Source organism: Geodermatophilus obscurus (assembly GCF_900115395.1).
Taxonomy (GTDB): Bacteria; Actinomycetota; Actinomycetes; order Mycobacteriales; family Geodermatophilaceae; genus Geodermatophilus; species Geodermatophilus obscurus_B.
In genome coordinates this window covers 61,630-88,251 of sequence record NZ_FOWE01000014.1, presented here as the reverse complement: position 1 = coordinate 88,251, position 26,622 = coordinate 61,630, and the positions used below count along the sequence as shown (strand labels likewise).

Annotated in this window: 25 protein-coding genes and 1 tRNA gene; 16 read left to right on the top strand and 10 right to left on the bottom strand. The window is 77.8% G+C overall.

Going from position 1 to position 26,622, the window contains the following annotated elements; all coding sequences use genetic code 11:
• A partial coding sequence (locus BM165_RS22915) for a TOBE domain-containing protein (protein WP_143108303.1) occupies nt 1-441 on the top strand: 441 nt, incomplete at its 5' end.
• A 79-nt stretch (nt 442-520) separates the two neighbouring features.
• On the opposite strand, the gene BM165_RS22910 is transcribed toward BM165_RS22915, so the two are convergent.
• From BM165_RS22910 to selD, 3 genes are all read right to left on the bottom strand, one after another.
• Nucleotides 521-1,486, bottom strand: coding sequence for a zinc-binding dehydrogenase (locus BM165_RS22910; RefSeq protein ID WP_075015846.1), 966 nt, complete (start codon nt 1,484-1,486; stop codon nt 521-523).
• 63 nt (nt 1,487-1,549) lie between these two features.
• Nucleotides 1,550-2,206 (bottom strand): hypothetical protein, encoded by a 657-nt coding sequence (locus tag BM165_RS22905; protein WP_075015845.1) that lies wholly within the window; start codon nt 2,204-2,206, stop codon nt 1,550-1,552.
• A 138-nt stretch (nt 2,207-2,344) separates the two neighbouring features.
• Entirely contained in the window at nt 2,345-3,352 is a 1,008-nt protein-coding gene (gene selD / locus BM165_RS22900; RefSeq protein WP_208976849.1) for a selenide, water dikinase SelD, read from the bottom strand.
• An 89-nt stretch (nt 3,353-3,441) separates the two neighbouring features.
• Between selD and BM165_RS24025 the strand changes: the two genes are divergently transcribed.
• From BM165_RS24025 to selB, 4 genes are all read left to right on the top strand, one after another.
• Complete coding sequence (locus BM165_RS24025; protein ID WP_083427637.1) at nt 3,442-4,149, top strand: DUF6624 domain-containing protein; 708 nt, start codon at nt 3,442-3,444, stop codon at nt 4,147-4,149.
• A gap of 21 nt (nt 4,150-4,170) precedes the next feature.
• Nucleotides 4,171-4,266 (top strand) — tRNA-OTHER (locus BM165_RS25030).
• 39 nt (nt 4,267-4,305) lie between these two features.
• Nucleotides 4,306-5,616, top strand: coding sequence for an L-seryl-tRNA(Sec) selenium transferase (gene selA, locus BM165_RS22890; RefSeq protein WP_075015844.1), 1,311 nt, complete (start codon nt 4,306-4,308; stop codon nt 5,614-5,616).
• Nucleotides 5,607-7,352 (top strand): selenocysteine-specific translation elongation factor, encoded by a 1,746-nt coding sequence (gene selB / locus BM165_RS22885; protein WP_075015843.1) that lies wholly within the window; start codon nt 5,607-5,609, stop codon nt 7,350-7,352. Before selA ends, selB begins: the two co-directional genes overlap by 10 nt.
• Nucleotides 7,353-7,669: 317 nt before the next feature.
• Here the strand turns inward: selB and BM165_RS25025 are convergent, their stop codons facing one another.
• From BM165_RS25025 to BM165_RS22875, 3 genes are all read right to left on the bottom strand, one after another.
• On the bottom strand, nt 7,670-7,825 hold the full coding sequence (locus tag BM165_RS25025) for a hypothetical protein (RefSeq protein WP_177225288.1): 156 nt from the start codon (nt 7,823-7,825) through the stop codon (nt 7,670-7,672).
• Nucleotides 7,826-7,909: 84 nt separating this feature from the next.
• On the bottom strand, nt 7,910-11,341 hold the full coding sequence (locus tag BM165_RS22880; protein ID WP_075015842.1) for an ATP-binding cassette domain-containing protein: 3,432 nt from the start codon (nt 11,339-11,341) through the stop codon (nt 7,910-7,912).
• Between the two features lie 107 nt (nt 11,342-11,448).
• Nucleotides 11,449-12,231 carry an enoyl-CoA hydratase-related protein gene (locus tag BM165_RS22875; protein WP_244274425.1) on the bottom strand — a complete coding sequence of 261 codons (783 nt, stop codon included), beginning with the start codon at nt 12,229-12,231 and terminating at the stop codon, nt 11,449-11,451.
• 47 nt (nt 12,232-12,278) lie between these two features.
• On the opposite strand from BM165_RS22875, the gene hemW reads away from it, so the two are divergent.
• The 8 genes from hemW to BM165_RS22835 all read left to right on the top strand — a co-directional run bounded on the left by hemW (nt 12,279) and on the right by BM165_RS22835 (nt 19,896).
• Complete coding sequence (hemW, locus tag BM165_RS22870) at nt 12,279-13,493, top strand: radical SAM family heme chaperone HemW (RefSeq protein WP_075015840.1); 1,215 nt, start codon at nt 12,279-12,281, stop codon at nt 13,491-13,493.
• Between the two features lie 32 nt (nt 13,494-13,525).
• On the top strand, nt 13,526-14,431 hold the full coding sequence (locus tag BM165_RS22865; protein WP_075015839.1) for a MerR family transcriptional regulator: 906 nt from the start codon (nt 13,526-13,528) through the stop codon (nt 14,429-14,431).
• A gap of 108 nt (nt 14,432-14,539) precedes the next feature.
• Nucleotides 14,540-15,412 carry a bacteriorhodopsin-like gene (locus BM165_RS22860; protein WP_075015838.1) on the top strand — a complete coding sequence of 291 codons (873 nt, stop codon included), beginning with the start codon at nt 14,540-14,542 and terminating at the stop codon, nt 15,410-15,412.
• A gap of 15 nt (nt 15,413-15,427) precedes the next feature.
• Nucleotides 15,428-16,432, top strand: a complete 1,005-nt coding sequence (locus BM165_RS22855; RefSeq protein WP_075015837.1) for a beta-carotene 15,15'-dioxygenase, Brp/Blh family — start codon at nt 15,428-15,430, stop codon at nt 16,430-16,432.
• A gap of 86 nt (nt 16,433-16,518) precedes the next feature.
• Entirely contained in the window at nt 16,519-17,418 is a 900-nt protein-coding gene (locus BM165_RS22850; RefSeq protein WP_075015836.1) for an ABC transporter ATP-binding protein, read from the top strand.
• Nucleotides 17,415-18,155: an ABC transporter permease gene (locus BM165_RS22845; protein WP_075015835.1), complete on the top strand. Its 741-nt coding sequence runs from the start codon at nt 17,415-17,417 to the stop codon at nt 18,153-18,155. Before BM165_RS22850 ends, BM165_RS22845 begins: the two co-directional genes overlap by 4 nt.
• A gap of 17 nt (nt 18,156-18,172) precedes the next feature.
• The gene (locus tag BM165_RS22840) at nt 18,173-19,294 is read left to right on the top strand and encodes a sensor histidine kinase (RefSeq protein WP_075015834.1); all 1,122 of its coding nucleotides are present in this window, start codon (nt 18,173-18,175) and stop codon (nt 19,292-19,294) included.
• On the top strand, nt 19,291-19,896 hold the full coding sequence (locus tag BM165_RS22835) for a response regulator transcription factor (protein ID WP_075015833.1): 606 nt from the start codon (nt 19,291-19,293) through the stop codon (nt 19,894-19,896). The genes BM165_RS22840 and BM165_RS22835 overlap by 4 nt, the downstream gene beginning before the upstream one ends.
• A gap of 209 nt (nt 19,897-20,105) precedes the next feature.
• Here BM165_RS22835 and BM165_RS22830 read toward each other — a convergent pair whose 3' ends face one another.
• Both BM165_RS22830 and BM165_RS22825 read right to left on the bottom strand, forming a co-directional pair.
• Complete coding sequence (locus tag BM165_RS22830; RefSeq protein WP_075015832.1) at nt 20,106-20,579, bottom strand: GNAT family N-acetyltransferase; 474 nt, start codon at nt 20,577-20,579, stop codon at nt 20,106-20,108.
• Nucleotides 20,576-20,953, bottom strand: coding sequence for a type II toxin-antitoxin system VapB family antitoxin (locus tag BM165_RS22825; protein WP_432276826.1), 378 nt, complete (start codon nt 20,951-20,953; stop codon nt 20,576-20,578). Before BM165_RS22825 ends, BM165_RS22830 begins: the two co-directional genes overlap by 4 nt.
• A gap of 200 nt (nt 20,954-21,153) precedes the next feature.
• Here BM165_RS22825 and hrcA point away from each other — a divergent pair, with 200 nt between their 5' ends.
• From hrcA to BM165_RS22810, 3 genes are read left to right on the top strand one after another with little or no spacing between them, the layout of a single operon-like run.
• Nucleotides 21,154-22,176 carry a heat-inducible transcriptional repressor HrcA gene (gene hrcA / locus BM165_RS22820; RefSeq protein WP_075015831.1) on the top strand — a complete coding sequence of 341 codons (1,023 nt, stop codon included), beginning with the start codon at nt 21,154-21,156 and terminating at the stop codon, nt 22,174-22,176.
• 14 nt (nt 22,177-22,190) lie between these two features.
• A complete protein-coding gene (gene dnaJ / locus BM165_RS22815; protein ID WP_075015830.1) occupies nt 22,191-23,333 on the top strand; it encodes a molecular chaperone DnaJ in 1,143 nt (380 codons plus the stop codon).
• Nucleotides 23,330-24,097 (top strand): 16S rRNA (uracil(1498)-N(3))-methyltransferase, encoded by a 768-nt coding sequence (locus tag BM165_RS22810; protein ID WP_075015829.1) that lies wholly within the window; start codon nt 23,330-23,332, stop codon nt 24,095-24,097. The genes dnaJ and BM165_RS22810 overlap by 4 nt, the downstream gene beginning before the upstream one ends.
• Nucleotides 24,098-24,292: 195 nt before the next feature.
• On the opposite strand, the gene BM165_RS22805 is transcribed toward BM165_RS22810, so the two are convergent.
• Nucleotides 24,293-25,897 carry a PhnE/PtxC family ABC transporter permease gene (locus BM165_RS22805; RefSeq protein ID WP_075015828.1) on the bottom strand — a complete coding sequence of 535 codons (1,605 nt, stop codon included), beginning with the start codon at nt 25,895-25,897 and terminating at the stop codon, nt 24,293-24,295.
• Entirely contained in the window at nt 25,894-26,610 is a 717-nt protein-coding gene (locus tag BM165_RS22800; protein ID WP_280140754.1) for a phosphonate ABC transporter ATP-binding protein, read from the bottom strand. Before BM165_RS22800 ends, BM165_RS22805 begins: the two co-directional genes overlap by 4 nt.
• Nucleotides 26,611-26,622: the final 12 nt, after the last annotated feature.

Genomic DNA, 26,622 nt, shown 5'->3' with positions numbered 1-26,622 from the left:
GACCGGCCGGTGAACGAGTTCGTGGCCGGCTTCATCGGGTCGCCGGCGATGAACCTGGTGACGGTGGAGCTGACCGAGGGGGGTGCGCGGCTGGGTGGGCACACGGTGCCGCTGCCGCGCTCGGCGGTCGGCGCGCTGTCCGCCGAGGGCGCGCGCACCGCGACGCTGGGGTTCCGCCCGGAGTCGGTGCAGCTCGTCGGCGCCGGTGAGGGCGTGCCGGTGGAGGTCGTCGTGGTCGAGGAGCTGGGCTCGGACGCCTTCGCCTACGGCAACCTGCACGCCGCCGACACCGCCGGCACCAGCGACAAGATGCTCACCCTGCGGGTCGACGCCCGCAAGCCGCCGGCCAAGGGCGAGGTCGTCCACGTGGGCATCCGCCCGGGGGAGTCCCACGTCTTCTCGCCCGAGACGGGCCTGCGCGTCTCCCAGGACGAGCGCTAGGCGTTCCCCGGGTGGCGCCCGGCGGGCGCACCCACCGGGCCCCGCGAGCCGGCTCACGACCGGCTCGCGGGGGCCGGGCTCACACCGTGAAGACGATCTTCCCGGCGGTGCGGCCCTCGAGCATGCGGGTGAAGCCCTCGCGGGCCTCGTCCAGCGGCAGCTCGACGTCGATCACCGGGCGGACCCCGGTGACGCTGCACATCTGCACCAGGGACTCCAGCTCGTCGCGCGTGCCCATCGTCGACCCGATCACCGACAGCTGGGTGAAGAAGACCCGGTTGAGCTCCGCGCTGGGGTCGAAGCCGGTGGTGGCGCCCGAGGTGACGATCACGCCGCCGGGCCGCAGCGACCTCACGCTGTGGCTCCAGGTCGCCTTGCCGACGGTCTCCATGACGCCGTCGACCCGCTCGGGCAGCCGGGCGCCGGTCTCGAACGCCTGGTCGGCGCCGAGCCGCAGCGCGGCGGCCCGCTTCTCCTCGCTGCGGCCGGTCACCCACATCCGGTAGCCGGCGGCCCGGCCGAGGACGACGAGCGCGGTGGCCACGCCGCCGCTGGCGCCCTGCACGAGCACCGTCTGCCCGGGCCGCAGGCCGGAGCGCACGAACAGCATCCGGTAGGCGGTCAGCCAGGCCGTCGGCAGGCAGGCGGCCTCGGCGAAGGACAGGCCGGCCGGCTTGGGCAGCAGGTTGCGCCGGGGGACGGCGACCCGCTCGGCGAGCGTGCCCTGGTGCACCTCCGACAGCAGCGAGCGCTTCGGGTCCATCGTCTCGTCGCCGGTCCAGCCGGGGCTGCTCACGACGGCGTGCACGACGACCTCGTTGCCGTCCTCGTCGACCCCCGCGGCGTCGCAGCCGAGGACCATCGGCATCCGCTCGGCCGGCAGGCCCACCCCGCGCAGGCTGAACAGGTCGTGGTGGTTGAGCGAGGCGGCCTTCACCGTCACCGTCGTCCAGCCGTCGGCCGGCTCGGGCTCCGGGCGCTCACCGACCTCCAGGACCGAGAGCGGGTCGTCGGGCGAGGGCGTGGAGACGAAGACGGCGCGCATGCGCCGGACGTTAGGACACCCCTGCCCGGCGGGCGACAGCGCGCCGGCCGGGCGGGGTGCGGCTCAACCGCGGGCAGGCCGGCAGCGGTCCTGCTGCTGCACGAGCACGTCGACCTCCGAGCCCGCCGTGGTCAGCACCACCTCGACGCCCTTGCCGGGCAGCCCGGGCACCGACAGCCCGGGCACCGACAGCAGCACCGAGCCGGTGACGACGGCGGCGCGGGACTCGGCGCGGGTCACGCAGGCGAACGACCTCCCGGCCTGGGTGTAGCGCTCGACCGGCCCGGACCCCTCCCAGGAGAGGTCGACCAGCGCCGTGGCCGGGAGGGAGGGCAGCCCCGGGTCCGGCTCTCCGGGCGCGACGTGGTACGTGCAGGTGAGTGCGAGGACCCCCTCCGCGCTCGCCGTCGCCACGCCGTCGACGGCGCCGGGCACCGAGCTGACGTCCTCGCCGGACTCCTGCGGGACGCAGTCGTAGCCGGCCACGGAGAACTCGCCGCGCGCGAAGGCGGCGACGCCCTGCGGCGCGAAGACGGCCAGGTCCCCGGAGGCCGGCTCACCGGCGCCCCCGGACTGCAGCAGGGTGGTGGCGCGCCCGAGGGTGGTCAGCGTGGAGCCGGGACCGTCGCCGGGCGCGGCCGCGGCGACCCCGCCGCCGCTCACGAGCGCCGTCCCGAGTGCCAGTGCGGCCAGCGTCCGGCCGGCCGTCCTCGTCCTCATGTCGTCCTCCTCCGCGCCGCCCGGCCCCTCCGGATCCGGCGCGGGCGGCAGGCTGGCAGCGGCGCCGCCGGGCCGGAACGGCTCCGTGCGCGACGGCCCGGCACGACGGCGTGTCGCCCCGGACGCGCCGCCGGCTGCTCAGCGGACGACGACGACGGCGTCCTGCCGCGGGACGAACTCGCCGACCACGGGGGCGCCGGGGACCTCACCGGCCAGCAGCAGCCCGCCGGAGGTCTGCGCGTCGGCCAGCAGCAGCGCCTCGTCCTCGTCCACGGCCGACAGGTCGGCGTGCGGGCGCACCCAGTCGAGGTTGCGCCGGGTGCCGCCGGAGACGAACCCGGCGGCGAGGGCCTCGCGCGCCCCGGTGAGGTAGGGGACGGCGGCGGCGTCGACCACCGCGGTGACCCCGCTGGCCCGCGCCATCTTGTACAGGTGACCGAGCAGGCCGAAGCCGGTGACGTCGGTGCCCGCGCGGACGCCGGCGGCCAGTGCCGCCCGGGAGGCGTCGCGGTTGAGCGCCGTCATCGACGCCACGGCCTCCTCGCTCACCTCGCCCGTCGCCTTCATCCGGCTGTTGAGCACACCGACGCCGAGCGGCTTGGTCAGCGACAGCGGCGTGCCGGCGACGGCGGCGTCGTTGCGGATGACCCGCTCGACGTCGACCAGGCCGGTGACCGCCATGCCGTACTTGGGCTCGGGGTCGTCGATGGAGTGCCCCCCGCCGACGTGGCAGCCGGCCTCCTGCGCGACCTCCAGCCCGCCGCGCAGCACCTCGGCGGCGAGCTCGACGGGCAGCACGTCCCGCGGCCAGCCGAGCAGGTTGACCGCGACCACCGGGGTGCCGCCCATGGCGTAGACGTCGGACAGCGCGTTCGCCGCGGCGATCCGGCCGAAGGTGTACGCGTCGTCGACCACCGGGGTGAAGAAGTCGGTGGTGAGCACCAGCCCCTGCCCGCCGGGGATGCGCACCACCGCAGCGTCGTCGCCGTCGTCGAGGCCGACGACCAGCTCGGCGGCCGGGTCGCCGGGGCCGGTGCGGGTCAGGCCGGCGACGACGGCCTCCAGCTCACCGGGCGGGATCTTGCAGGCGCAGCCGCCGCCGTGGGCGTACTGGGTGAGCCGGATGCGGGCAGGCGCGGTCGTCACGGGGGCGACGGTAATCCGCCCCGGCCGGGACCCGCTGGACACCGGCGGCGCGGGCGGGGACCCTCGCCGTGACCGTCCGGAGGCCGCCCGTGTCGCGCACGCTCCCCGCCGCCCTGCTGGCGGCCGTCCTGCTGGCCGGCTGCTCGGCGGGGTCACCGGGGGAGCCGGCCGCCGCCCCGGGCACCGCCTCCGCCGCCGCGTCCTCGGCCACCTCGTCGGCGGGCACCTCGTCGGCCACGACCTCGGCCACCTCGTCGGCGGGCCCGACCACGACCCCGTCCGCCGGGCCCGCGTCCGGCTCCGCTGCCGCGGTCGGCGACCCGGCGCTGCGCGAGGAGCTGCTCGCCATGCTGGAGCGCGACCAGGCGGGGCGCACCGGCGGCGCCGACCCCGAGGGCGACGCCGCCCGCACGCGGCGGCTGGCGGAGGTCCTCGACGCGCACGGCTGGCCGACGTGGGACCTGGTCGGCGAGGACGGCGCCGAGGCGGCGTGGGCCATCGCCCAGCACTCCGACCTCGACCCGGCCTTCCAGCGGCGGGCACTGGAGCTGTTGCGGCAGGCCGTCGCGGCCGGGCAGGCGTCCCCGGGGGACCTCGCCTACCTGACCGACCGGGTGGCGGCCGGCGCGGGGGAGCCGCAGACCTACGGCACCCAGGTGGCCTGCACACCCGACGGGCCGCAGCCGGCCACCCCGCTGGTCGACCCGGCGGCCGTGGAGCGGCTGCGCGCCGAGGCCGGGCTGCCGCCCCTGGCCGACTACCTCGCCGAGATGGCCGCGATCTGCGCCGGGGACTGACCGCGCCGTAGGCTCGCCGGCGGAGGCGTCAGGGTGTCTGGTGGCCCCCGCGGCCTCTAAAGCCGACGTGGCCGAGCAGCTCGGTCAGGCGGGTTCGATTCCCGTCCGCCTCCGCCAGCGACGGTCGCGGGCCGGCGCGCATACGCTGCGACAGCGATGAGCGCCGACCCGCGGCGGGCAGTGCCCCGCACCGACACGCTGCTGGCCGACCCGGCACTGGCCGACGCCGCCGCGCGGCTGGGCCGGGACCTGGTCCGGACCGCGGTCCGGGCGGCCCAGCAGCGGGTGCGGGACGGCGACCTGGCCCCCGGTGGCGTGGTCGCCGACGTGCTGGCCCGCCTGCCCGGCACCGCCGCCGGCCTGCGCCCGGTGCTCAACGCCACCGGGGTGCTCGTGCACACCAACCTCGGCCGGGCCCCGCTGTCACCGGCCGCCGTGGAGGCGGTCGTGGCCGCGAGCGGCACCACCGACGTCGAGCTCGACCTGGCCACCGGCCGCCGCGGGCCGCGCGGCGAGGCGGCACTGTCCGCGCTGCTCGACGCGGTGCCCGCGGCGCAGGCCGCCATCGTGGTCAACAACTGCGCCGCGGCGCTGGCGCTGGTCGCGACGGCGCTCGGCGGCGAGCTCGTCATCGCCCGCGGCGAGCTGGTGGAGATCGGCGACGGCTTCCGCATCCCCGAGCTGCTGGAGGCGACCGGGACCCGGCTGCGCGAGGTCGGCACCACCAACCGCGTCGCGCTCGGGGACTACACCGGCGCGCTGGGCCCGGGCACCGGCGCGGTGCTCAAGGTGCACCCGTCGAACTTCGTCGTCCGCGGCTTCACGCGGTCGGTGGCGGTCGCCGAGCTGGCCGCCGGCCTGGCCGGGACCGGCGTCCCGCTGGTGGCCGACGTCGGCTCGGGGCTGCTGCGCCCGCACCCGGTGCTGCCCGACGAGCCGGACCTGCAGACGACGCTCGCCGACGGCGCCGACCTGGTGCTCGCCAGCGGCGACAAGCTGCTGGGCGGCCCGCAGGCCGGGCTGGTGCTGGGCCGCGCCGACCTGGTGCAGCGGCTGCGCCGGCACCCGCTGTACCGCGCGCTGCGCGTGGACAAGACGACGCTCGCCGCGCTCGAGGCCACCCTGCGCGGCCCGCTGCCGCCGGTGCAGGCGATGCTCGCCGCCGAGGTCGCGGACCTGCGGGTGCGGGCCGGCGCGCTGGCCGCCCGGCTCGCCGCCGCCGGGCTGGACGCCCGCGCCGTCGACTCGGCCGCGCGGGTCGGCGGGGGAGGAGCGCCCGAGCACCCGCTGCCCAGCGCCGCGGTCTCCCTGCCGGAGCCGTTCGCCGGGCCGCTGCGCCTCGGTGCGCGGCCGGTGGTCGGGTACGTCGCCGACGGCCGCACCCTGCTCGACCTGCGCAGCGTCCCGCCGTCGTCCGACGACGACCTCGCCGCCGCGGTGCTGGAGGTGGCCCGCCGGTGGACGTGATCGCGACCGCGGGGCACGTCGACCACGGGAAGTCGACGCTGGTCCGCGCGCTCACCGGCATGGAGCCCGACCGGTGGGAGGAGGAGCGCCGCCGCGGCCTCACCATCGACCTCGGCTTCGCCTGGACGACGCTGCCCTCGGGCCGGGTGGTGGCCGTGGTCGACGTCCCGGGACACGAGCGGTTCGTCGGCAACATGCTCGCCGGCGTCGGGTCGGTGCCGGCCGCGCTGGTCGCGGTGGCCGCCGACGACGGCTGGTCGGCGCAGACCGCCGAGCACGTCGCCGTCCTCGACGCCCTCGGGGTGCGGCACGCGCTGCTCGCCGTCACCAAGGCCGACCTCGCCGACCCCGCACCCGTGCTGGCCGACGCCACCGAGCGGCTGGCGGCCACCTCGATGGGCGCGGTGCCGGGGGTGGCGGTCAGCGCGGTCACCGGCTCCGGCGTCGCGGAGCTCACCGTGGCCCTGGAGGCGTTGCTGGCGGGCCTGCCCGCTCCCGACGTCGAGGCGCCGGTGCGGCTGTGGATCGACCGCGCCTTCCCCGTCCGCGGCGCCGGCACCGTGGTCACCGGGACGCTGGCCGGGGGGTCGGTTGGGGCCGGCGACCGGCTGCGGCTGGGCGGCCGGGAGGTCGGCGTGCGCGGCGTGCAGTCGCTGGGCCGGCCGGTGGACCGGGCGACGGCGACCGCGCGGGTGGCGCTGAACCTGCGCGGGGTCGCCGTCGAGGACCTCTCCCGCGGCGACGCGCTGCTCACCCCCGGCGCGTTCCGCGACACCGGCGAGGTCGACGTCGTCCTCGCCCGCGAGCCGGAGGACCGGCTGCCCGCCGAGGCGGTGCTGCACGTCGGGTCGGCGGCGGTGCCGGTGCGGCTGCGTCCCCTGGACGCGACCTCGGTGCGGCTGCGGCTGGCCGTCCCGCTGCCGCTGCGGGTCGGCGACCGGGTGCTGCTGCGCGACCCCGGGGCGCGGCGGGTGCTGGGCGCCGACGTCCGCGACGTCGACCCGCCGGAGCTGCGCCGCCGCGGTGCCGCCCGGCAGCGTGCCGAGGAGCTGAGCCGGCAGGGGACCGGGCCGGCCGGCGCCGCCGCCGACCTCACCCGCCGCCGGGTCGCGCGCGCCGACGACTTCACCGCCATGGGCTGGCCGGTCCCCGCCGACGCCGTCCGCGCCGGGCCCTGGCTGCTGGCGCCGGGGCTGGTCGAGACGCTCGCGCGGCGGGTGCCGGGGCTGGTGGCGGCGCACCGGCAGGCGCACCCGCTGGAGCCGGGACCGCCGGTCGCCGTCGTCCGGCGGGAGCTGGACCTGCCCGACGACGACCTGGTGCGCCTGGCCGTCCGGCCGCCCCTGGCGCTGCGCGAGGGCCGGGTCGTGGTGGCGTCCGCGGGCCTGCCGCCGGCGGTGCAGCGGGCCGTCGACGCCATCCGCGCGCGGCTGGTCACCGACCCCTTCGCCGCGCCGGACGCCGAGGAGCTGCGGGCCGCCCGGCTGGGCCCGCGCGAGCTGGCTGCGGCGGTGCGCGACGGCCAGCTGGTGCGGATCGCCGAGGGCGTCCACCTCGCGCCGGGCGTCGAACGGGTGGCGCGGGAGCGGCTGGCCGGGGTGCCGGCACCGTTCACGCTCAGCCAGGCGCGGGCGGCGTGGGGGACCACGCGGCGGGTGGCCGTGCCGCTGATGGAGTGGCTGGACGCGCGCGGGGTCACCGAGCGGCTGCCCGACGCGACCCGCCGGCTGCGCTGAGCGGATCCCGGACCGGCCGCACCGTCCTCCGGACGCTCGTGCTCTGAGTCCGCCGCGGACTCAGAGCACGAGCGGGCACGCGGGAGGTGTCGTGCGCACGCTCGTGCTCTGCACACGGGCGTGCGCAGAGCACGAGCGTCCGCGGGGGCACCCCGCTCCCGGGGGAGTCGTGCTCTGCCCCCGATGCGGACCAGAGCACGAGCGGCCGGGCCGGGGCTCGGGCCCGGACGCCCGGCGCCGCGCCGCGCCGCGCCGCGCACCCGACCACACCGAGCCGCTCGACCGCGGGCTCCGGCTCGTCGCCGTCCCGACCGCGGTCAGCCGCCGGCCTCGCGGAGGAAGCGGTCGCGCTCGTCGCTCTCGGTCTCCAGCGGTGCGGCCGCGGTGGCGTCCACGGTCTCCACCGCGTCCTCGGGCAGGACGGGCTCGGGCAGGGAGCGGAAGCGCGCGCGGGGGTCCTCGGGTGCGGTCACGCCCGCAGGGTCCCGCGGCGGGACGGGTCCGGCCAGGGTGTGTCCTGCGCGGGCCCCGGGGCCGACGGCCGTGCGGGGTCCCGGTCAGCCGGCCAGGTGGCCCCAGCGGTCGGCAAGGTCCTCCCACCGGCCGGTCCCGGCCACCCGCCCCTCCTCCAGGACGACGACCCGGTCGGCCCGCGCCAGAGCCGAGCGCTTCGTGCTGGCCCCCAGCACCGTCACCCCGCGGCCGCGCAGCGCCTCCCACAGCTCCAGCTCGGTGCGGGCGTCCAGCGCGGAGGACACGTCGTCGGCGACCAGCAGCTCGGCCCCGGTGGCCAGCGCGCGGGCCAGCGCCAGGCGCTGCACCTGGCCGCCGGACAGCCGCACCCCGCGGTGACCGACGAGGGCGCCGTGGCCCCCGGCCTCCTCCACGTCGCGGCCGAGGCGGGCGTCGTCGACAGCGGCCTGCACGGCGCGCTCGTGGTCGAGGGCGATGTTGTCGACGAAGGTCCCCGACAGCACCCGCGGCACCTGCCCCACCCAGGCCACCTGGCCCGGGCGGAGGAACAGCTGGGGGTCGTCGACCTCCCGCTCGTTCCAGCAGATGGCGCCCTCGTGGTCGACCAACCCGGCGAGCGCGGCCAGGAGGCTGGACTTGCCGGACCCGACCCGCCCGACCAGCAGCACGAGCTGCCCGGCCTCGACGGTCAGGTCGACCCCGGCGACGCCGACGGTGCCGTCGTCGTGGACGGCGGTCACGTCGTCGAGCACCAGGCGCTCCAGCGGGACGCGGCCGGGTGCCGGCGGCGAGGGTGCCGCGCCGGTGAGCAGGTCGACGCCCGGCGGCGAGGCGACCAGGTCCGTGCCGCCGGCCAGCTCCGCCGTCGCCTGCAGCCAGCGCCGGGCCACGGGCGCCTCGGTGATGGCGGCCCCGGCCACCGTGCCGAACCAGCTCGACCCGCTCACCGTCGTCGTCACGAGCAGGGTGGTCCGCAGGTCCCAGCCGCCGGCCAGGTGGAGCGACCAGGCCGCGACGAGCCCGCTCTGCACGAGCAGGTTCGGCACGCCGTCCAGCAGCGCGCGGACCCGGTGCTCGCGCACCGACGCCGCCACCCGGCGCCCGTCGACGGCCTCCAGGTGGGAGAGCACGGGCGAGGCCGCGGCGGCCAGCTTCACCGTCCGCGCGGCATCGAAGGCGGAGACGAGGGAGCGGCCGAAGCGGGCCCGCTCGTCACCGGCCTCGCGGGCGGAGGCGCCGGCCAACGGGGCCCCGGCCACCGACACCAGCGCCGACAGGACCAGCACGCCGCCGACGACGGCACCGGCCAGCAGACTGCGCCCGGCGACCGCGGTGGCGGCCACGACGACGGCGCCGATGGTGACGTCGACCCAGCGGTCGACGTAGAGGACGAGCCGGTCGCTGTCCAGGGCGCGGGCGGCGATCTCCCCGGGAGGCGTGCGCGCCAGGCGCCGCTGCATCGTCTGCCCGCGCAGGACGCCCAGGCGCAGCCGCAGGGTGACCGCCGACCACCACGGGAAGTAGGTGCGGAAGGCCACGGCCAGCAGCACCGGCGCGGTGAGCACCGCGGCGGCCAGCAGCGCCGCGACGTCCCACGGGGTGCGTCCGGCGTCCAGCGCCTCGACCAGCCGGCCCCACAGCCACCCGGTCACGGCCCCGTAGGCGCTGAGCAGCGACACCCCGAGGAAGGCCACGGCCCCGACCAGCCCCCACCGCGGGTGGACGGCGACCAGGCGGGCGACCGTCCGGGCCAGGCCCGGCGTCCGCACCGGCGCGGCCGGCCGGGGCGGGCGCCGCGCGGCGCGCACCGGCAGCGCCTCCCCGGCAGTGGCCGGTGGCGGCTCGGTGCCGGCGGCACGCAGCAGCTCGGCGAAGGGTCCCGGCGCGGCGGCCAGCCCCTCGCGCGGGCCGGCCTGCACGACGCGGCCGCGGTCGAGCACCGCCACGGCGTCCGCGCGGCGCGTCGTCGACAGCCGGTGGGCGACGACGATGCCGGTGCGCCCGGCCAGCAGCCGCTCCGCGGCCTGCGTGACACGCTGCTCGGTCTGCGGGTCCATGCGCGCGGTGGCCTCGTCGAGGACGACGACCGCGACGTCGCGCACGAGCAGGCGGGCGAAGGCGACCAGCTGCTCCTCGCCCGCCGACAGGGTGGTGCCGCCGGTGCCGAGCCGGGTGTCGAGGCCACGGGGCAGCGAGGCGACCCAGTCGGTGAGGCCGAGGGCCTCGACCGCGGCCTCGACCGCGGCGCGCGGGACGTCGGCGAAGAGGGTGACGTTCTCCTCCAGCGTCGCCGCGAGGAGCTCGGTGCGCTGGGTGACGACGCCGACGGCGCGGCGCAGGTCGTCGACGGCGGTGGCGGTGACGTCCTGGCCGGCGACGAACACCGTGCCCGGGGGCGGCTCGACGGCGCGCGAGAGCAGCTTGGCCAGCGTGGACTTGCCCGCGCCCGTCCGCCCGACGAGCGCGCACGTCGTCCCCGCCGGGACCGCCAGGTGCACGTCGGTGAGCGCGAACCCGCCGGGGTAGGCGAAGGTCAGGCCGCGCACCTCCACGGCGGCGGGCCCGGGAGGCACCGGCGCGCCGCCGGGCGGCTCCTGCGGCGCGGTCAGCAGCGCGCGGATGCGGGCGAGCGCACCGAGGCCGGCCTGCAGCTCCGGCAGGTGGTTGGTGACCTGGTTCAGCTGCCCGGCGAACGCCGTCACGAGCAGCCACAGCGTCACCAGCTGCGCGGTGCCCAGCCGCCCGGAGGAGACCAGCGCCACGCCGGCGACCGCGAGCGCCGCCAGCATGGCGTGCACCACCAGCCCGGTCCGCAGGCTCACCGCGGTCGAGGCGCGGGCGGTGGCCTGCACGCGGCGCAGCACCTCGGCGGCCTGGCGGGCGTAGGCGCGGACGACGTGCGGCTGGCCGAGGGCCGAGCGCACGTCGTCGCGGCCGGCGACGGCCTCCTCCAGCTGCGCGGAGTGGTCGGACCAGGCGGCCTCCTCGGCCAGCTTGCGCTCGGCGACGACCCGCGCCAGGCGCCGGGAGACGGCGACCGCGGCCACCGCCACGAGCGGGAAGGCGAACCACGCCGGCCACCAGGTCAGGCCGGCCACGACCCAGGCGAGTGCCGAGCGCAACGTCGAGCGCCCGAGCTCCCAGCCGGTCCGTCGCAGCAGGGTGCCGACCTGGCGGGGGTCGTCGTCCACCCGGTCGAGCACCTCGCCGACGGCCTGCTCCTCCAGCGCCGGCAGCGGCTGGTGCAGGGCGGCGCGCAGCAGGTCGGCGCGCAGCCGGCCCTCCGCGCGGCCGACGATCCCGGAGAACACCGTGCGCCCGGCGGTGTCGGCCAGGCTGGCCCCGACCAGCAGGGCGGCCAGCAGCGCGACCAGGCCGGCCGCGGGCCGCTCGGCCAGGCGGCCGGCGACGACGGCGGCCAGCGTCTCGGCCACGGCGGCGAGAGCGGCGACGGCCAGGACCGCCCCGCTCGCGGGCCCGGCCAGGCGACGCCAGGTCAGCGGCGCGGCGGGCACGGCACTCCTGTCCGCGTCGCCCCGGGGGCGCGGCGCCGGTCGTGGGTCGGTGCCCCGACGCTAGCCCGGGCCCCCGACGGGACGCGCCCGGTTTCCCGGTGGCGGGCCTAGAGCGTCGGCACCCAGCGGGCCGGGCGCTTCTCCCGGAACGCCGCGATGCCCTCCTGGCCGTCGTCGCCGGCGAAGGCCCGCGCGGACAGCTCCAGCAGCTCGTCGAACGAGCCGCGCAGCCCGCCGGCCCGCAGCAGCCGCTTGGTCTCGGCCAGCGCCCACGGCGACCCCGCCGCCAGGGCCCGCACCTGCACCTCGGCGACGGCGTCGACCTCGCCGTCCGGGGCGACGAGGTCGACCAGCCCGCCGGTCGCGGCGGCGGCCGCGTCGAACACCTCGCCGGTGAGCATCAGCCGGTGCGCCACGTGCGGCAGCATCCGCGGCAGCACCACGGCGGAGATCACCGCGGGCACCAGACCGAGGCGCACCTCCGACATGCCGAACGTCGCCGACGCCGCGGCCACCACGACGTCGCAGGCGGCCGCCAGCCCCACCCCGCCGGCGCGCGCCGGCCCCCGCACGACGGCGACCACCGGCTTCGGCGCGGTCCAGATCGTCTCGAGCAGGTCGGGCAGTTCGCGCACGCCCTGGTCGCCGGCACCGGCGCCGGCGGCCTCCGAGAGGTCCATCCCCGAGCAGAACACCCGGCCGGTGTGGTCGAGCACCACCACGCGCACGGCGTCGTCGGCGAGCGCGTCCTCCAGCGCCCCGCGCAGCTGCCCGCGCAGCGCGCGGGAGAGCGCGTTGCGGTTGGCGGGGGAGTCCAGGACGAGCCGGGCCACGCCCCCCTCGACCGTCACCTGCAGCAGCCGGTCCTCGTCCACGGGTGCAGAGTTCACCCCGGCATCGTGCCCGGGCCCGCCGCGGCGCGGCACACTGGGAGCAGATGAACACCGTCCTGTCGCTGCCGGGGACCCCGGCGGCCGAGCTCCCCGACAGTGCCCGCGAGCACCTGGCCACGACGCCGTTCGGCCTCTACGTGCACGTGCCGTTCTGCGCCACGCGCTGCGGCTACTGCGACTTCAACACCTACACCTCCGACGAGCTGGGCCCCGGCGCCAACCGGTCCGAGTACGCCGGCACCGCGATCGCCGAGCTGCGCCGCGCCGCCGCCGTCCTCGGCCCCGACCTGCCGACGGTCTCCACCGTCTTCGTCGGCGGCGGCACCCCGACCCTGCTCCCCGCCGAGGACCTCGCCGCGGTGCTGTCCGCCGTCCGCGACCTGTTCCCGGTCGCCCCGGGCGTCGAGGTGACCACCGAGGCGAACCCGGAGTCGGTCACGCCGGCGTCCCTGGCGACCCTGCGGGCGGCCGGCTTCACCCGCCTGAGCCTGGGCATGCAGTCGGCCGCCGAGCACGTGCTCGCCGTCCTCGACCGGCGGCACACCCCCGGCCGGGCCGCGCAGGCCGCACGCGAGGCGGCCGCCGCCGGGTTCGGACACGTCAACCTCGACCTCATCTACGGCACCCCGGGCGAGACCGACGCCGACTGGGCCGCCTCCCTCGACGCCGTCCTGGCCGCGCCGGTCGACCACGTCAGCGCCTACGCGCTCATCGTCGAGGACGGCACCCGGCTGGCCCGCCGGATCGCGCGCGGAGAGCTGCCCGTGCCGGACGACGACGTCCTCGCCGACCGCTACGTGCAGGCCGACACGGTGCTCCGTGGCGCCGGGTTCGACTGGTACGAGGTCAGCAACTGGGCGCGCGGGGACGCCGCCCGCTGCCGGCACAACGAGCTGTACTGGGCCAACGCGAACTGGTGGGGCGTCGGCCCGGGCGCACACAGCCACGTCGGCGGCGTCCGGTGGTGGAACGTCAAGCACCCGGCCGCGTACGCGCAGCGCCTGGCCGCGGGGGAGAGCCCGGTCGCCGACCGCGAGGTGCTCGGGCCCGCCGACCGCGCGCTCGAGACGGTGATGCTCGGCCTGCGGCTGCGCGACGGGCTGCCGCTGACCGCGCTGTCCGATGCCGGCCGCCTGCGCGCCGCCGACGCCGTCGCCCGCGGCCTGCTCGACCCCGCCGCGCACGCGGCCGGGCGGGCGGTGCTCACCGACCGCGGCCGGCTGCTCGCCGACGCCGTCGTCCGCGACCTCACCGACTAGGGCGCGGCCCGCGCGCGTGTGACCATCTGCCGGTGGAGCTGCTCTCGGTCGGGGAGGTCGCCGCGCGTCTCGGCGTCTCGCCCTCGGCCGTGCGCGTGTGGGGGACCCGGTACGGCCTGGTCGCCTCCGCCCGGTCGGAGGGCGGCCACCGCCGCTACACCCCCGAGGACCTGGCCCTCCTCCAGGCCGTGCACGAGGCGGTGCTCAGCGGCACCGACCCCGCCGCGGCGGCCGCCGCGGTCCGCGGCATCGAGACCGCCGACGACGTGCCCGCCCTCCCGCGGCGCCGCGCCGGCGCCGGCGGCACGGGCCTGGCGGTCCCGGGGGCCGGCCGCGAGGCGCGCGGCCTGGCCCGCGCCGCCGCCCGGCTGGACGAGATGCGCGCCGAGGACGCGGTGCTCGCCGCGCTGCGGGAGCGGGGCACCCTGGACGCCTGGGACGACGTCGTCCGGCCGGTGCTGATCGCCGCCGGCGCCCACTGGGCGGCGACCGGGTCGGGCATCGAGATCGAGCACCTGCTCACCCAGGCGGTGACCACGGCACTGATCCGCCACGCCGCCGCCCTGCCCGAGCCGCCGCCCGAGCGGCCCGTGCTGCTGGCCGGCGGGCCGCAGGAGGAGCACGTGCTGCCGCTGTACGCCGCCCGCGCGGCCCTCGCCGAGCACGGCGTCCCCTCGCGGCTGCTGGGCCCGCGGACCCCGATGGCCGCACTGGCCACCGCCGCGCGGCGGACCCGGTCGGCCGCGGTGCTGGTGTGGCTGAGCCGGCCCGACGAGGCGGCGGCGGACGGGCTGGCCGAGGTGGCGGCGGCCCACCGGCGGGTGCGGGTGCTCGTCGGCGGCCCCGGCTGGGGCGACGTCGCGCCGGGCCCGGCCACCGCCCCCGCCGACCTCGCCGAGGCCGTCACCGTGCTCGACCGGCACTGGCGAGGGCGATGACCACGGCTGTAACTTGCACAACTTGCGTTCTTGGGTGCATCCTCCTCGCGGGGTCGGTGTCCCGCCGGCACCCGTTACGGCAACGACGCCGTACACCCAGGAGCCGTCATGGGCACTGACAGCGGGATCGCTGTCCCGGAGCTCTCCTCCGTCCAGTTCTCCACCGTATACAACCTGTTCAGCCTGGTCATCGCCTCGATGCTCTTCACGGCGCTGTACCTGCTGTTCTCGCGGGGACGGGTCGCACCGCGTTACCGCAACGCCATCGTGGTGTCGGCGATCGTCTGTGGCATCGCCGCCTACCACTACTTCCGGATCTTCGACAACTTCCGGGAGAGCTACCCGCCCGGCGAGTCGATCGCCAGCGCGCACCTGCTGTCGAACGTGGAGTTCAACGAGGGCTACCGCTACGTCGACTGGCTGCTCACCGTCCCGCTGCTGCTCATCGAGACGGTCGCGGTCATGGCCCTGGCGAAGAGCGACGCCCGCCGGCTGCTGTGGAAGCTGGTACCGGCGTCCGCGCTGATGATCGTCCTCGGGTACCCGGGCGAGATCACCAGCGAGATCGGCCCGCGGCTGCTGTGGGGCACCCTGTCGACGCTCCCGTTCATCTACCTGCTGTGGGTGCTCTTCGTCGAGCTGACCAAGTCCATCGACCGGCAGCCGCCCGAGGTGCAGCACACGATCAAGATGCTCCGGCTGGCGCTCGTGGGCCTGTGGGGCGTCTACCCGATCGCCTACCTGTTCCCGGTCATCGGCGGGGACTTCTTCGGCGGCGCCGACGGCTTCGTGCTCCGGCAGGCCGGCTACAGCATCGCCGACATCCTCGCCAAGGCGGCCTTCGGCCTGGTGATCTACAAGGTCGCCCGGGTGAAGAGCGCACTGGAGGACCCGGCCTACGACGACGACCACGCCGTCACCGGGCCTGCGGACGGCACCCCCGCCCGGCCCACGCCGGGTCGTGACACCGTCGCGGTCTGACCCGGGGCGGTCGTCGTGACCGTTGCACCACGGACCGCCGCCGCGCACCGCGCGGCGGCGGTCCGCCCGTCCTCCGGCCCGCCGGTGGCCGGGCACGGGCGGGCGCTGCGCGAGCTGCCCGTGCTCACCCGGCTGCCGGTCGCGGTCCTCGTCGCCGCTCTCGCGCTCAGCGTGCTCGCACCGGGTGCGGTCGCCGCGGCCGCGCTGCCCGTGGCCGTCGTCGGTGCCGTCCTGGGCGTGCCGCACGGCGCCGTGGACCACCTCGTCCCCTGGTGGTGGTCGGGCGGCCGGCACGCCCCCCGCAGGCTGCTCGCCCTCGTCGTCGCCGGCTACGCGGCGGCGGCCACAGCCGCCGCAGCCGCCCTGCTGCTGGTGCCGACACCGGCGCTCGCGGCGGCGCTGGTCCTCTCCGCGGTGCACTTCGGCCGCGGGGAGGTGGTCGCCTGGGCCGAGCGCGCGGGCCGTCCCGTGCCGGGCCCGGCGGCCGACCTGCTGCCGTGCACGGCGCACGGCCTCGCCGTCGTCGGGCTGCTGCTGTGGCGCGACCCCGCCACGACCGACCCGTGGGTCCGGGCGCTGTCGCCCGGCATCGCCGACGCCGCCCTCGGGAGCCGCACCGCGGGGCTCGTCCTGGTCGCGGTCACCGTCGCGGCGGCCGTGGCCCGGCTGCTCGCCCGCGGTCGGGTGCGGGACGCCGCCGAGCTCGTGCTGGTCGCCGCGGTCTTCGCCGTCGTGCCGCCGCTGGCCGCGTTCGGCGTGTACTTCGGCCTGTGGCACGCCGTCCGGCATACCGGCCGGCTGCTCGACCTCGCCCGCGCCGCCGGGGGCGCGAGCGGCTGGGGCGCGGCCGCGCGCCGGCTGGCCCGGGCCGGCGCGCTGCCCAGCGCCGTCGCCCTGGCGGCCGTGGCGGTGCTGTGGGGACTCGGTGACGTCGCGGGCCTGCAGGCGCAGGTCAGCGTCCTGCTCGCGCTGACGTTCCCGCACGCCGCCGTCGTGTGGGCCCTCGACCGCCGCGGGTGACCCCGCTCTCGACCTGACGGATGTCAGGCCGGGACGACGACGTCCCGCACTACTGCGCACACCCCGGTGCCCGACAGGCTCGGACCGTGCCCGCCCTCGCCCTCGACGTCCCCGCGCTCGACATCTCCGGCCTGACCGTCCGCCACGGCGACGTCCTCGCCGTCGACGACCTCGACCTGCGCATCGGCCAGGGCGAGACCGTCGCGCTGCTCGGCCCCAACGGCGCCGGCAAGTCCTCCACCGTCTCGGCCGTCCTCGGCCTGCTGCGCCCGTCGGCCGGGGCCGTCCGCGTGCTCGGCCGCACGCCCTCCGACGCCGTCCGGGCCGGGTGCGTCGGCGCGATGCTGCAGCACGGCGGGCTGCCCGGCGAGGCGCGCGTCGGCGAGGTGGTGCACCTCGTGCGGAGCAGCTACGCCGACCCCTGGCCGACGGCCGACCTGGCCGCCACCACCGGCATCGACGGGCTGCTCGGCCGGCCGGTCGACGCGCTCTCCGGCGGCCAGCGCCAGCGGGTGCTGCTCGCGCTCGCGCTGGCCGGGCGGCCGCCGCTGCTGCTCCTCGACGAGCCGACCTCGGCCATGGACGTCGAGGGCCGCCGCGCCTTCTGGACGACGATGCGCGGGCTCGCCGCCCGCGGCACGACGGTCGTGTTCGCCACCCACCACCTGGAGGAGGCCGACGCGGTCGCCGACCGGGTTGTGGTCCTGGCCGGCGGTCGGCTGGTCGCCGACGGGTCCGCCGCCGCGGTCCGCTCGGCGGTCTCCGGGCGCACCGTCCGCCTCACCGCCGACCGGCTCCCCGGGGACCTGCCCGGCGTCACCTCGGTGACCCGGCAGGGCGCCACCGTCGCGCTGGCCACCGGGGACGTCGAGGCCACCCTCCGCGCCCTGCTCGACGCCGGCGTCCCGCTCACCGACCTCGACGTGCGCGGCGCCAGCCTCGAGGACGCCGTCCTGTCCCTCACGACCTCCGGAGCGACCCGATGAGCACCCTGCTCGCCTTCCAGCTGCGCCGGCTCGGCCGCAACCGCCAGTTCCTGTTCTTCACCGTGCTCATGCCGGCGGCGTTCAGCGTCTTCTTCACCAAGGTGTTCGCCGGGGCGCCGGGCGGGATCAGCCAGGAGCAGGCCGCCGCCACGATGGTCTCGATGATGGCCTACGGGGCCCTGGGGGCGGCCCTCGGCGCGACCGTCCGGCTCTCCTTCGACCGCGCGTCGGGCTGGCTGCGCCAGCTGCGGGTGACGCCGGTGCCGCAGACGTCGGTGGTCGCCGTCGACGTCGCCGTCGGGATGCTGCTCACCCTGCCGCCCCTGCTCGTGGTGGCCGCGGTCGGCCGGTTCGTCAACGGGGTGCGGCTGGAGGCGGGGCAGTGGGTGGGCCTGGTCACCGTCCTGTGGCTGGCGTCGGCTGTGTTCGTGGCGCTGGGGCTGCTGCTGGGCTGGGCGCTGGAGGAGAAGGCGGCCGGTGGCGCGATCGGCATCGTGGGGACCGTCCTGGCCCTGCTCGGCGGGCTGTGGGTGCCGGTCGAGCTCTTCCCGTCCGGCCTGCGTGTGGTCGCGCACGCGCTGCCCTCGTACTGGTACGCCGAGGCCGGCCGCGAGGCCGCCGCCGGCAGCGGGCCGGAGCTCCTGCCGCTGTTGGTCCTGGCGGGGTTCGCCGCCCTGTTCGCCGCGCTCACCGTCGTGGTCGCGCGCCGCCGGCCGCTCACCGCGGTCGCGGGCTGACCGGGCTACGGTCGGGCGTGGACACCCGCACGCGGTGGCAGCGCGTCGGCTGGTCGCTGCCGTGGCTGCTGTTCCAGTTCTTCCCGGTCACCGACCTGGTCACCACCGACCGGCCGCTGCCCGTCCGGGTCGTCGCCGGGCTGCTCCTGCTGGCCTTCACGGTCGTCTACCTCGACGTCTTCCGGCGCGCCTTCGGCGGCGGCTGCTTCGGCCCCCCGGCGCTGTCCCGGCTGGCCCTCGTCGCCGTCCTCGGCGTGGTCCTGGCGCTGTGGATGGGCCCCTCCTGGGCCGGCCTGATGATCTACGTGTCGGCGGCGGCGGCCGCGGCCCTGCCGGAGCGCTGGGTGTGGCCGGCCGTCGCGGCGGCCGCGGCCGTGTGCGTCCTCGCGGTGGGGGCGCACGGCGAGCTGGACAACCTGTTCGTGCTCCCGGTGCTGTGCGTGCTCACCGCGTTCGGCCTGCGCGGCACCCGGCACCTGGTCGCGGTGAACAACGAGCTGGCGGAGGCGCGCGAGGAGCTGGCCCGCAACGCCGTCGCCGAGGAGCGGCTGCGCTTCGCCCGCGACCTGCACGACCTGCTCGGCCACAGCCTGTCGCTGATCGCGCTCAAGAGCGAGCTCGCCGGGCGGCTGGCCGAGGCCGACCCCGCCCGGGCCCGCACGGAGATGGCCGACGTCGAGGCCGTCGCCCGCCGCGCGCTGGCCGAGGTCCGTGACGCCGTCAGCGGCTACCGGCAGGTGAGCTCCGCCCAGGCGCTGGCCGAGGCGCGCTCGGCGCTGTCCGGCGCGGGGATCGCCGTCCGGCTGCCCGCCCGGGTGCCCGTCCTGCCCGGCCCGGTCGACGCCGCCCTCGGCTGGGTGGTGCGCGAGGCGACCACGAACGTGCTGCGGCACAGCGGCGCACGCTCGGTCGCCGTCACCCTCACCGAGGACGGCGCCGAGGCGGTGCTGACCGTCACCGACGACGGCCGCGGGCCCAGCGAGGACACCGAGCCGGGGTCGGGGCTGGCCGGCCTGGCGGAGCGGGTCGGCAAGCTCGGCGGCGCGCTCACCGGCGGCGCCGGCCCCGACGGCGGCTACGAGCTGCGCGCGGTCCTGCCGCTGGTCCCGGCCCCGGTCCCCGAGGCGGTGTCCCGGTGATCCGGGTGCTCGTGGCCGAGGACCAGTCGATGGTCCGCGGGGCGCTGCGGGCGCTCCTCGAGCTCGAGGAGGACATCACCGTCGTCGCCGAGGTCGGCCGCGGCGACCAGGTTCTCGCCGCCGCCCGGGAGCACGCGCCCGACGTCGCGCTGCTCGACATCGAGATGCCCGGCCGCGACGGCCTGGAGGCCGCCCGCGAGCTGGCCGCCGAGCTGCCCGCCGTCCGTGCGGTCGTGCTCACCACCTTCGGCCGGCCCGGGTTCCTGCGCCGTGCCATGGAGGTCGGCGCCGCCGGCTTCCTGGTCAAGGACGCGCCGGTGGCCGAGCTGGCCAAGGCGATCCGCGCCGTCGTCGCGGGGGAGCGGGTGATCGACCGCGACCTCGCCGCCGCCGCGCTGGCGATCGGCGCCACCCCGCTGTCGGCGCGGGAGGCCGACGCGCTGCGCGAGGCCGCCGACGGCGCCACCGTCGCCGACATCGCCCGCCGGCTGTTCCTGTCGGAGGGCACGGTGCGCAACTACCTGTCCTCGGCGATCGGCAAGACCGGCGCCCGCACGAGGGTCGAGGCCGCCCGCGTCGCCGCCGACAAGGGCTGGCTGTAGCCGCAGCGGGCCGTCCTGCCGACGAGTCCCCGTCCTGCGGATCTCCTACGCACCCCGCGTCCCCGAGGGCGGCCCCTGGGACAGGGCTCCGACGGACGATGTGCGGACAGGTGCACTCCTCGGCCCAGGGGCTGCCCGTGAGCGCACACCGTCCGGCTGCCGGGACGTCTCGGGAGGACGACGCGGCGCACGTGATCCGCGGAGCCGGCCTACAGCTCCAGCTTCATCCCGACGTGCGAGGCGACGTAGCCGAGCCGCTCGTAGAAGCGGTGCGCGTCGGCGCGGCGCGTGTCGGTGGTGAGCTGCACCAGCGCGGCGCCGCGACGGCGGGCCTCGTCCGCGCACCAGCGCAGCATCGCCTCGCCCAGCCCCCGACCGCGGGCCGCGGCGGCCACCCGCACGCCCTCCACCTGGGCGCGCAGCGCCCCGCCGCGGGACAGCCCCGGCAGGAACGACAGCTGCAGCGTGCCGATCACCATGCCGCCGTCGTCGGCGACGACGAGCAGGTGGGCGGGGTCGGCGTCGACGGCGGCGAACGCACGCTCGTACGGCTCCGGGCCGGCCGCCTCGCGCGTCGCACCCAGCGGGTCGTCGGTCAGCAGGGCGACCACCGCCGGCAGGTCGGCGACGACGGCCCGGCGGAGGACGACGCCGCCGCCGAGGTCGGCGAGCGGCGCGGTCACCTCGCCGGGTCGGCGGGCATGAGGGCGTCGAGGTCCAGCACCCGCACGTGGATGACGGTGCGCTGCTGCAGCGCCGCGCGCAGGGCCCGGTGCAGGCCGTCCTCGAGGTAGAGGTCGCCGTGCCACTGGACCGCGTGCGGGAACAGGTCCCCGTAGAAGGTCGAGTCGTCGGCGAGCAGGGCGTCCAGCGCCAGCTCGCGCTTGGTGGTGACCAGCGTGTCCAGCCGGATCTGGCGGGGCGGGATCATCGCCCAGTCCTTGGTGGACAGGCCGTGCTCGGGATAGGGGCGGCCGTTGCGCACCGCTTTGAAGATCAGGACCCGCCCTCCGTCCGCTCCCGCCCCGCTCCGTGCACCGGACGCCAGCCTATCCACCGCTCGTCCCTGGCCCGTCCGGCCCCGTCCAGAGGCTCGCCGCGAGCTTGCGAGCGGGGAGGGGGACGGGGTCCTTCGCGTATGCTGGGCTGGCACTCCGTCCGTGCGAGTGCCAGCCCGCCGCGCGGCCGGCGCACCCCGCCCGCCGCGGCCCGGGACCGCCCGCACGACGTCGCCGACCGGTACGGGGAGGTGTCACCGTGGCGCACGACGAACGCCGCCTGCAGGTCCTGCGGGCCATCGTCCAGGACTTCGTCTCCACCAACGACCCCGTGGGCAGCAAGGCCCTGGCCGAGCGGCACGACCTCGGGGTCTCGCCGGCCACCATCCGCAACGACATGGCGGTGCTGGAGGAGCAGGGCTACATCGCCCAGCCGCACACCAGCGCCGGCCGGGTGCCCACCGACAAGGGCTACCGCCTCTTCGTCGACCGGCTCTCCTCGGTCAAGCCGCTGTCGGGCGCCGAGCGCAAGGCGATCGAGCGGTTCCTCGACGGCGCCGTCGACCTGCACGACGTCCTCGGCCGCACGGTGCGCCTGCTGGCCCAGCTGACCCACCAGGTCGCCGTCGTCCAGTACCCGACGCTCTCGCGCAGCGCCGTCCGCCACCTCGAGGTCGTCCAGCTGTCGGCCTCGCGGCTGCTGCTGGTGCTCATCACCGACACCGGCCGGGTCGAGCAGCGGGTCGTCGAGTGCCCGTCCGACGTCGCCCGCGACGACGTCGCCGACCTGCGCGCACTGCTGGGCTCCGCCTTCACCGGGGCCCGGCTCGCCGACGCCGGCGGCAAGGTCCCCGACCTGGTCGACACCGCGCCGCCGCACCTGCGCGCGCTGGTCGCCACGGTCAGCGCCGCGCTGGTCGAGACGCTGGTCGAGCCCGGGGAGGACCGTCTGGTCGTGGGCGGGACGGCGAACCTCGCGCGCGTCGCCGTCGACTTCCCCGGCAGCCTGCGGCCGCTGCTCGAGGCGCTCGAGGAGCAGGTCGTGGTGCTCAAGCTGATCAGCGAGGTCGACAGCGGCGGGGCGGTCCTCGTGCGCATCGGCGAGGAGAACGCCCACGAGGCACTGGCCGGTGCGTCGGTGGTGTCCGTGGGGTACGGCACCGGCGACCGGGCGCTGGGCGGACTGGGCATCGTGGGCCCGACCCGCATGGACTACCCGGGCAACATGGCCGCGGTCCGCGCCGTGGCCCGCTACGTCGGCCAGCTGCTGGCCGAGAGCTGAGGTTCGTACACCAGATGGCAACCGACTACTACGGCGTCCTCGGGCTGTCCCGGGGCGCGTCCGACGCCGACATCAAGAAGGCCTACCGGCGGCTGGCGCGCGACCTGCACCCCGACGTCAACCCCGATCCCGAGGCCAAGGAGCGCTTCCAGGAGGTCAGCCGCGCCTACCAGGCGCTGACCGACCCGGACAAGCGCCGCATCGTCGACCTCGGCGGTGACCCCTTCGACAGCGGCGCCGGTGCCGCGGGCGGCTCACCGTTCGGCCAGGCCGGCTTCGGCGGGCTCGGCGACATCATGGACGCCTTCTTCGGCGGCGGGACGATGGGCGGGCGCGGCCCGCGCAGCCGCGTCCGCGCCGGCGACGACGCGCTCATCCGCATCGAGCTCGACCTGGAGCAGACGGTCTTCGGCACCACCGAGGAGATCACCGTCGACACCGCCGTCCTGTGCGGCACCTGCAGCGGCGCGGGCACCGCACCGGGCACCCACCCGGTCACCTGCACCACCTGCTCGGGTCGCGGCGAGGTGCAGAGCGTGCAGCGCTCCTTCCTCGGCCAGGTCGTGTCCAGCCGGCCCTGCCCGAGCTGCGCCGGCACCGGCCAGGTCATCCCCGAGCCGTGCCCCGAGTGCGGCAGCGAGGGCCGCGTGCGCGCCCGCCGGACCATCCCGGTGAAGGTGCCCGCCGGTGTCGAGGACGGCATGCGGATCCGGCTCACCGGCCGCGGCGAGGTCGGCCCCGGTGGCGGCCCGGCCGGCGACCTCTACGTCGAGATCGTCGAGCGCCCGCACGAGGTGTTCACCCGCGACGGCGAGGACCTGCACTGCCACGTCACCCTGCCGATGACCTCGGCGGCGCTGGGCACCACCCTCCCGCTGACCCTGCTCGACGGCGAGGACACCGACGTCGACGTCCGGCCGGGCACGCAGTCGGGGACGGTCCTGACGCTGCGCGGCCAGGGCGCGCCGCGGCTGCGGTCCACCGGCCGCGGCAACCTGCTGGTGCACGTCGACGTGCAGACGCCGACCCGCCTGGACGCCGAGCAGGAGAAGCTGCTGCGCGAGCTGGCCGCCCTGCGCGGCGAGGACCGCCGGGAGCCGGCGGCCGGCGAGAGCCACGGGGGGTTGTTCTCGCGGGTCCGGAAGCCCTTCCGGTGACCGCCCCGGCGACCGACGACCACCACCCGGTGCAGGACGGCTCGCCGCTGTTCCTGCTCGACACGCTCCCCGACGCCGCCGAGCTGCTCGTCGACGGCGCTGAGGGGCGGCACGCCGTCGACGTGCTCCGGCTGACCGCCGGGGAGCCGGTGCGGGTCGGCGACGGCGCCGGCACGGTGGTCGAGGGCACGGTCCTCGACGCCGGCCCGCGCGGCCTGCGCGTCCAGGTGACCGCCCGGCACGAGGTGCCCGAGCCCCAGCCGGAGTTCGTGCTCGTGCAGGCGCTGCCCAAGGGCGACCGCGGCCAGCTGGCGGTCGAGCTGGCCACCGAGCTCGGCGTCGACCGGATCGTCCCGTGGGCCGCCGCCCGCTGCGTCACCCGCTGGCGCGAGGACCGCGTGGAGAAGGGCCTGGCGAAGTGGCGGGCGGCGGCACGGGCGGCGGCCAAGCAGTCGCGGCGGCCGCGGGTGCCCGAGGTCGGCGACCTCATGACCACCCGCCAGGTGTGCGGCGAGCTGGCCGACGTCGACCTCGCGGTGGTGCTGCACGAGCAGGCCCGCCGCCCGCTGTCCGGGCTGGACGTCCCGGGCAGCGGCACGGTCGCCGTCGTCGTCGGGCCCGAGGGCGGGCTCACCGACGGCGAGGTGGTCGCGCTGCGCGCGGCCGGTGCGCAGGCCGTGCGGCTCGGGCCGGAGGTGCTGCGCACCTCGACCGCCGGTGCCGCCGCCCTCGCCGCGCTGTCGGTCCGTACGCGCTGGGCCTGAGGGCGTCCCGCGCACGATCAGGTGACCTGATCGTGCTGCGTCCTGGCTCACCGCCCACGGTGACCCAGGACGCGTTGCGGTGACCCAGGACGCGTTGCGGTGACCCAGGACGTGCTGCGGTGAGCCAGGACGTGCTGCGGTGAGCCGGGACGTGCTGCGGTGACCCGGGACGCGTGCGGTGCGGGGGGACGGCGCTCAGCGCAGGACGCGGCGGGCGCGGTCGCTCACCAGGTCGACCGCGAGGGTCAGCGCGACCGTCGCGGCGAGCACCGTGGTGACCGCCGGCCAGTCGAAGACGGCCAGCCGGGAGGCGAGCAGCGCGCCCAGCCCGCCGGCGCCCAGCAGTCCCACCAGCAGCGTGTCCCGGACGGCGACCTCCCAGCGGTACAGCGCGAGCGCCAACACCGGCCCGGCGGCCGGCGGCAGGACGCCGTAGAGCCAGGCCCCCACCGGCCGCGCCCCCAGCGCGGTGAGCGCCGCGCGCGGCCGCGGGTCGGCCTCCTCGACCGCCTCGGCCGCGAGCCGCCCGAGCACCCCGAGGGTGGTGAGGCCGAGGGCGAGCGCGCCGGGCAGGACCCCGGGCAGCAGCACGAACAGCAGGACCAGCGCCCACACCGGCGCCGGCACCGCGCGCAGCACCAGCAGTGCCGCGCGCACCGGCGCCCCCGCCAGCCGCCGCCCCGGCCCCGCACCGGGCGGCCGCGCGGCTCCCGGCGCCAGCAGCGCCGACCCGGCCACCGCCACCGCGACGGCGAGCACCGACATCTGCAGCGTGACCACCGCCTGGGCGCCGACCTCGCGCAGCAGGGCGCCGTCCCCGGCCGGTGGGAGGGCCGCGCCCAGGACGTGGCCGAGCTGCCCGCGGGCGCGCGCCGACACCAGCGACGCCGGCGACAGCGCCAGGAACCACCACGCCCACACGACCGCGGCGCCCGTCCCGAGGACGGCGGCGGTCAGCACGCGGTCGCGCGCGAGCACCCCGGCCCGCCGGCGCGGCGCGGCCAGCCGGCGGCGCACCGCCCGCCCGGCGACGTCGGCCGCCAGGCACAGCAGCGCGAGGGCGTACACGGCGCTCCACACCTGCGGCCAGCGCAGCGACGTGAACGACAGCGCGAGCTGGTAGCCCAGTCCGCCGGCACCGATCAGGCCGAGCACCACGGCGGAGCGGACCGCGCACTCCAGCCGGTAGAACGCGTACGACAGCAGCCCGCCGGCCGCGAGGGGCAGCAGGCCGTACAGCGCCGCCGCAACCCGGCCCGACCCCTGCGCGAGCAGCGCCTCGTACGGGCCGCGCGGGACCTCGTCGAGCAGGCCGGCGAACACCGTCGCGGTGACCGCGCCGTAGGGCAGGCCGATCGCCAGGACGCCGACCCACGGGTCGAGACCGAGCACGTTGAGCAGCAGCAGCCCCCACACCGCCTCGTGGAGCCCGCGCGGGACGGCGAGCACGCCGCGGGCCGCCGCCCAGCCCGTGCCGCGCCGTCCCCACGTGGTGCGCGCGGCCGCCACCGCACCGGCCGCCCCCAGCGCCAGTGCCAGCGCCGTGCCGAGGACGGCGTAGGCCAGCGTCACCAGCGCCGCGGTGCCCAGCATCCCGAGGAACGCGCCGTCCAGGTCGGGGGAGAGCGCGGCGGCGGCGAACCGGCCGACCTGCGCGCCGCCCGCGGGGTTGAGGACGTCGCCGCCGAGGGCGGCGGCCAGGGACCAGCCGACGACGACCAGCGCGGCCAGCCCCCATGCCCAGCGGCGCCGGTCCCGCCGGAGCACGGGCGCCGCCGGCCGGGCGAGTACCGCGGTCACGCCCGCGCCCCGTAGAACGCGGCCAGGTCGGGGACGGTGAGTGCCGCGGCCGGGGCGTCGAGCACTACCCGCCCCGCGGCCAGCCCGACCACCCGGTCGCAGTGCCGCAGCGCCAGCACCGGGTCGTGCAGCGCGACCAGCAGCGCACCGCCCCGGGACGCCGGCGCGGCGAGCAGCCCGAGCACCGCGTCGGCGAGCACGGGGTCCAGCGCCGACGCCGGCTCGTCGGCGAGCACGAGGTCGGGGTCCTGCACCAGCAGCCGCGCCACGGCCACCCGCTGCCGCTGCCCGCCCGAGAGGGTGTCGGTGCGGTCGAACACCCGGTCGGCCAGGCCGACCCGCTCCAGCGCCCCGACCACCTCCGGCACCCCCTGCGGCCGCAGCAGCGACCACGCCGCCCGCGCCGCCGGCCAGGAGCCCAGCCGGCCGGCGTTCACGTTGTGCAGCACCCGCAGCGGGCCGACCAGCTCCAGGTGCTGGTGCACCGTCCCCACCCGGGCGCGCAGCCGGCGCAGCGCCCGGCCGCGCAGCGCGGAGGGGTCGCGCCCCAGCACCTCCACCGACCCGGACGACGGCGGCACCGCGCCGTTGGCCACGGCGAGCAGCGTCGACTTCCCGGCACCCGAGGCCCCGACGACGGCGACCCGCTCACCGGGGCCGACCACGAGGTCGACGTCGTCGAGCGCGGTCGCCGTCCCGAAGCGGACGGTGATCCCGGTCAGCCG

What these genes read in the sequence shown, in the direction of transcription:
- BM165_RS22910 (WP_075015846.1), bottom strand. Translation starts at nt 1,486, where the DNA reads ATGCGCGCCGTCTTCGTCTCCACGCCCTCGCCCGACGACCCGCTCTCG.
- BM165_RS22905 (WP_075015845.1), bottom strand. Translation starts at nt 2,206, where the DNA reads ATGAGGACGAGGACGGCCGGCCGGACGCTGGCCGCACTGGCACTCGGG.
- selA (WP_075015844.1), top strand. Translation starts at nt 4,306, where the DNA reads ATGAGCGCCGACCCGCGGCGGGCAGTGCCCCGCACCGACACGCTGCTG.
- hemW (WP_075015840.1), top strand. Translation starts at nt 12,279, where the DNA reads ATGAACACCGTCCTGTCGCTGCCGGGGACCCCGGCGGCCGAGCTCCCC.
- BM165_RS22860 (WP_075015838.1), top strand. Translation starts at nt 14,540, where the DNA reads ATGGGCACTGACAGCGGGATCGCTGTCCCGGAGCTCTCCTCCGTCCAG.
- BM165_RS22845 (WP_075015835.1), top strand. Translation starts at nt 17,415, where the DNA reads ATGAGCACCCTGCTCGCCTTCCAGCTGCGCCGGCTCGGCCGCAACCGC.
- dnaJ (WP_075015830.1), top strand. Translation starts at nt 22,191, where the DNA reads ATGGCAACCGACTACTACGGCGTCCTCGGGCTGTCCCGGGGCGCGTCC.